This is a genomic window from Carboxylicivirga sp. M1479 (genome assembly GCF_007097485.1).
Classification (GTDB): domain Bacteria; phylum Bacteroidota; class Bacteroidia; order Bacteroidales; family Marinilabiliaceae; genus Carboxylicivirga.
Window position 1 is genome coordinate 1 of sequence record NZ_VKDE01000068.1, and the last position, 2,567, is coordinate 2,567.

The following is a 2,567-nucleotide window of genomic DNA, read 5'->3' on the forward strand; positions in this document are numbered from 1 at the left end:
CATTAGGGCAGAGCGTGAAGGGGCACATACGGTACTACCAGAATAGTGCTGTGTAAATTTGATTCCTTTGGCAGCCAATTTATCTATATTAGGTGTTGTAAATTTGGTTTGCCCGTAGCAACTCAGGTCGGCATAACCCAGATCATCTGCCAGGATATAGATGACATTTGGTTTACTATTCTCTTGCACTCTTTCCTTATTGCATGCAGTCAATGAAAAAAGTACAAGTAGCAACAGTAGTATTGGCTTTATTGAAGATATAGTGTTCATTTTTAAAATATTCAAAAGGTTTTTATTTTTCAATTGTCATCGTATCGCTAATCTTTCTTAAACTTATTAACGTTAGCCTGATCATATCTATCTCTTGAGTGTTTCTTCCATTGCGGAGCTTGAATCCATATTGGCGCTACCAATTTTTTTTCCCAATTCAGGAAATCAGCCAGTAATTCTTTTACCAGTTCCGGTTCCTGTTCAGAAAGGTCGACTTGCTCAGCAACATCTTCTTTCAGGTTGTGTAAGCGCGGAGCCTTATCATCAAACCATATTAACTTCCAATCACCTTTTCTTATAGCGCCATGGTGCATTAAACGCCAAAATAAAGCCTCATGCGGCACCTCTTTTGTTTGTCCCGTGATAAATGGCATCAGGTTTACACCATCAATCGTTCTGTCAGCGGGCAACTCTCCACCTGCCAATTCAACAGCAGTTGGGAATATATCCAATGTAATAACAGGTTGTTCATAGCGTGTTCCAGCTGGAATAACACCAGGCCACTGTGCAATAAATGGCACATGAATGCCGCCTTCCAGAAAAGTACCTTTGGTACCTGAAAAAGGATCGTTGTTAGAGGCATTATAAGGCATGGCTCCTCCGTTATCATTTGTGAAAAATACCAAGGTATTTTTTTCAATACCCAATTCCTTTAACTTCGCCATTACCTTACCAACATTATCATCCAGTGAGCGGGTCATGGCTGCATTAATAGCTCTTTGTTCAGTTTTAAAGTTCACTCTTGCCTCTTCTAAATAATCCGGACGCGCATGCATTGGTGTATGCGGCGCATTAAATGAAAGATATAAAAAGAAAGGCTGTTCCCGACTGCTTTCAATGAAACGGCAAGCCTCATCACCAAAAGCATCTGTTAAATAGGGCAATTGTTTATAATCGGCAGCTTCAAAGTTTCGCATCATTTTTTTTGCCTGTCCTGCATGATAAGGTGCCCCACCTCCAAGCATACCGAAAAACTCATCGAAGCCCCTGTTGCATGGATGAAACTGATCCTTTTCACCCAGATGCCATTTACCGATCAAACCTGTACGATATCCATTTTGCTTCATTAATGTGGCAATGGTCTTCTCCTCAACCGGCAAGCCAAGTAATTCCTCATCCACTTTATTATAAGGGTTCATACTCAGATTACACTCATGTCCAAAGCGTTGCTGATAACGACCTGTTAATAATCCTGCCCTGGAAGGGCTGCAAACAGGACCACTAACATATCCATTGGTAAAGGTCACTCCATGTTGAGCGATGGCATCAATATGTGGTGTTTTAATCAATTGATTACCATTCATGCTGAAGTCAGCATAGCCTGCATCATCGGAGAATAATATGATTACATTAGGGCGTTTGTTTTCCCTCTTATCCTGTTTATTTGGCTTCAATTCACAGCCTGTCAATATTCCAGTGAACAGAAGTAACAACAGACTAAAAATTGTAAGGTTAATCGTCTTCATTATCGTAAATTAATTTGATTTATATTCCGGATTTAATTCAGTTGGTACGGGTGCATTGGTATTCTTCCTCCATTCATCCAACATATCTAATAATTCCTTTACTTTTTCCGGATTGGATTGAGCCAGGTTGTTTTGCTCACTCAAATCTTCTTTCAGATTATACAATTCAATGTCGTTATTCTCAAAATACTGAATGAGCTTCCAATCTCCATAACGAATGGCAGAGCCAGGACGAGTGCGGAATAAAGGGTCGAAAGTAGTGGTATCGTTTTTCACATATGCCGCGAGGTAAATTGGAAAATGCCAATAAAGCGGCCGGCTATCCATTTCTGATTGATTAGTCAGTAACGGTAGAATTGATTGGCCATCCAACACTTTACCAACTGGTTTTGACACACCCGCAACTTCAAGTATGGTTGGGTAAAAATCCAGATTGCTTATTGGAGTTTCAGACTTAGTACCTGCAGGAATTTTACCCTTCCAATACGCAAACATGGGTTCGCGTATACCTCCTTCGTAATACGCACCTTTACCGGATCTTAAAGGCCACTGTTTGGTGATTTTGTAGTGTCCTCCATTATCGGAAATAAACAGGATAAAGGTATTTTCAAGTTGGCCGGATTCTTTCAGATTTGTAATCATTCTTCCAATCTGTGTGTCCAGATTCTCAACCATGGTAGCATATTTGGCATTATTCTGTCCATTCCATTCCGGCTTGTTTTCGTATTTAGCCAGCAGCTCTTTATAAGGTTGAATAGGGGTGTGTACCGCATAGGGTGAATAGTAAAGGAAAAACGCTTGGTCTTTAACGGAGTTAAGAAAATCCAGTGT

At 40.4% G+C, this 2,567-nt stretch carries 3 protein-coding genes; all 3 read right to left on the reverse strand.

Annotated features, from left to right (window positions below; translation table 11 throughout):
* Positions 1–270, reverse strand: a 270-nt coding sequence (locus FNN09_RS20730) for a sulfatase-like hydrolase/transferase (RefSeq protein ID WP_143304402.1), incomplete at its 3' end; no start/stop codon positions are given.
* Between the two features lie 47 nt (positions 271–317).
* A complete protein-coding gene (locus FNN09_RS20735) occupies positions 318–1,736 on the reverse strand; it encodes a sulfatase (RefSeq protein ID WP_143304403.1) in 1,419 nt (472 codons plus the stop codon).
* Positions 1,737–1,745: 9 nt separating this feature from the next.
* The coding region (locus FNN09_RS20740) for a sulfatase-like hydrolase/transferase (RefSeq protein ID WP_143304404.1) at positions 1,746–2,567 on the reverse strand (822 nt) is incomplete at its 5' end.

Bases quoted from the DNA above. Each gene is read 5' to 3' on its own strand.
- FNN09_RS20735 (WP_143304403.1), bottom strand. From the start codon at position 1,736: ATGAAGACGATTAACCTTACAATTTTTAGTCTGTTGTTACTTCTGTTC.